Genomic DNA, 2,343 nt, shown 5'->3' on the forward strand with positions numbered 1-2,343 from the left:
TCGCGCGGGCGGCATCGTGCACCGCCCGCACGGCGTCGCCGCCGAGGAAATCCCAGCCCATCTTGCGCGTCTTGCCGATCGCGAAGCCGAGCCCGGCGGCAATCGGGTCGCGCGTCTCGTCGATATCGTTGCCATAGAGCGGTAGACCGGCCTCGAGCCTGAGCGAATCCCGCGCACCGAGGCCGGCCGGCTTCACCCGCGCATCGGCCAGCAGGGCGCGCGCCAGACCCTCGGCCTCCGCCGCGGGAAGGCCGATCTCGAACCCGTCCTCGCCGGTATAGCCCGAGCGGGTGATCGTGACGGAAATGCCGGACAATGCCATCTCGCGCGCTTCCATGAAGCGCATCGCGGCCACCTCCGGCGCCAGCGAAGCCAGCACCGCGCCGGCCTCGGGCCCCTGCAGGGCGAGCAGCGCGCGGTCGAATTGCGGAGTCAGCGAAACGGTCGCGGGCAGGTGGGCGCGAATGTGAGCAACGTCAACATTCTTGCGCCCGGCATTGAGCACGAGGAGCAGGCGGTCGCCCAGATTGGCGACCATGAGATCGTCCACAATCCCGCCTTGGGCGTTCATCAGCAGCGTGTAGCGCTGGCGGCCTGGCTTCAGCCCCTGGATGTCGCCGGTCACCACGCGTTCCAGCGCGGCGGCCGCGTCGGGGCCTTCAAGCACCGCCTGGCCCATATGCGAGACGTCAAACAGCGCGGCTTGGGCCCGGCAGTGCAGATGCTCGGCGATGATGCCTTCATACTGCACCGGCATATCGTAGCCGGCGAAATCGACCATGCGCGCGCCCAGGCTGCGATGCAGCGCGTCGAGCGGCACGGTGAGCAATGCTGATTCGGCCAAGACCGGATCTCCCGCGGCAGCAGCGGGCGGGTGCAGAACCGCCCAGTCTGACCCCCCTCTGTCACGGAACCTGAGAGATTCGGCCCGGGTTACCCCTTGCCTTACGCCTTCGGTGCGGCGCGACGCGCCGGCTTTCCAGAGATCCTTGCTCCGCCGCGGTCCTTTTGCCTGAGCGTTTCCGGGGGCCGGTTGCGCCTTCGGCGGCGGCAGGAGCCGGTCAGACCGGCCTCGCCGCTCTCTCCCGCGGGGAGGTGCGAATAACGGTTCTTAGGCTCAGATCGCGCGCAAACGCAAGCGCCGACCCCGGCTCAAATCGTAATGTTGAGCAACGTCCCCCGTGGCGCGCCGGCAGGTGCAGGGCCGGGGCGTGTTGCGGGGTTGACGGTCGAGGACGGCTGGGCCGGCGCGGACGGGACAGGTGACACGCGCAGCGGCGGGGTGCCGAGCGAAGTCGGGCCGATCGGCGCAGCGAACGCGGACAACGACGCGAGAGTGATCATGACGAGCACTATAACCAGCATTCGTTAACAATAGGTTAACGCATCGACGTCCGCCACCGATCTTAAGGTGTAATTTTGCTAGAATTTGTTCAAAAATTGAATTTTTTAATGTTCTCTACAACCATGGGTAAGTGATCCGCCAGATCCTCGGCGATCAGTCCGCCTCCCGCCCGCGTCGCCGCCGCGCCATGCAGCCAAACCGCCGCACAGCACGCCTCGAACGCCGGCATCCCTTGCACCAGGAGTCCGGCGGCGATGCCGGCGAGCGTGTCACCGGAACCGGCCGTTGCCAGAAAGGGCGGTGCATTGGCGTTGATCGCCGCACGCCCGTCCGGCGCCGCGATCACCGTATCGGGCCCTTTGAGCACGACCACGGCACCAATCCGCGCTGCCGCCGCTCGGGCGCGCGACAGCCGATCAGCCTGAAGGTCGGGAAACACCCTGGCAAACTCGCCCTCATGCGGGGTGATCGCCGCGACGCCACGCAGACGCTCCGCCTCTCCCGCGGCGGAGGTCAACGCATCGGCATCGGCCACGATAGCGCGGCCCGCCGCGACCAGGCGCGCCAGTGTCTGGCCCGCCGCTTCCACCCCCAGCCCCGGCCCGCAGAGCCAGACGCGACGGCGCGGATCGGTCACCAGTTCGTCGAGGGCGGCGCGGCTGACGATGATGCCCGGCGGCACGCCCGCAGGGTCGGGGCCCGCAAGGGTGACAAGCCCGGCACCAATCCGCCGCGCCGCCGCCGCCGCCAGGATCGCCGCGCCGCTCATCGGGCCGGCCAGGATCGTCAGATGGCCCCGTTCGTATTTATGCCCGGTCGCCGCAGGCGTCGGCAGGCGCCAGAGCGCCGGCGTATTCCGCCATGTTTTCGTTTCAACACGGGCGAACGCCGCCGCCGGCATGCCGATCTCCGCGCAGACCGTCTCGCCGCAGAGCGCCCGGCCGGGAAACAGGAGATGGCCCGGCTTCAATCCGGCGAAGGTGACCGTGAGATCGGCC

General features: G+C 68.7%; 2 protein-coding genes and 1 riboswitch. Both genes read right to left on the reverse strand.

Going from position 1 to position 2,343, the window contains the following annotated elements:
- Positions 1-844 (reverse strand): glycine cleavage system aminomethyltransferase GcvT (gcvT, locus tag APM_RS05050; RefSeq protein ID WP_007422277.1); only part of this gene is annotated, 844 nt, incomplete at its 3' end.
- 146 nt (positions 845-990) lie between these two features.
- A riboswitch (glycine riboswitch) is annotated at positions 991-1,098 on the reverse strand.
- 335 nt (positions 1,099-1,433) lie between these two features.
- A partial coding sequence (locus APM_RS05060) for an NAD(P)H-hydrate dehydratase (protein ID WP_007422278.1) occupies positions 1,434-2,343 on the reverse strand: 910 nt, incomplete at its 5' end.

This window comes from Acidiphilium sp. PM (assembly GCF_000219295.1).
Lineage (GTDB): Bacteria > Pseudomonadota > Alphaproteobacteria > Acetobacterales > Acetobacteraceae > Acidiphilium > Acidiphilium multivorum.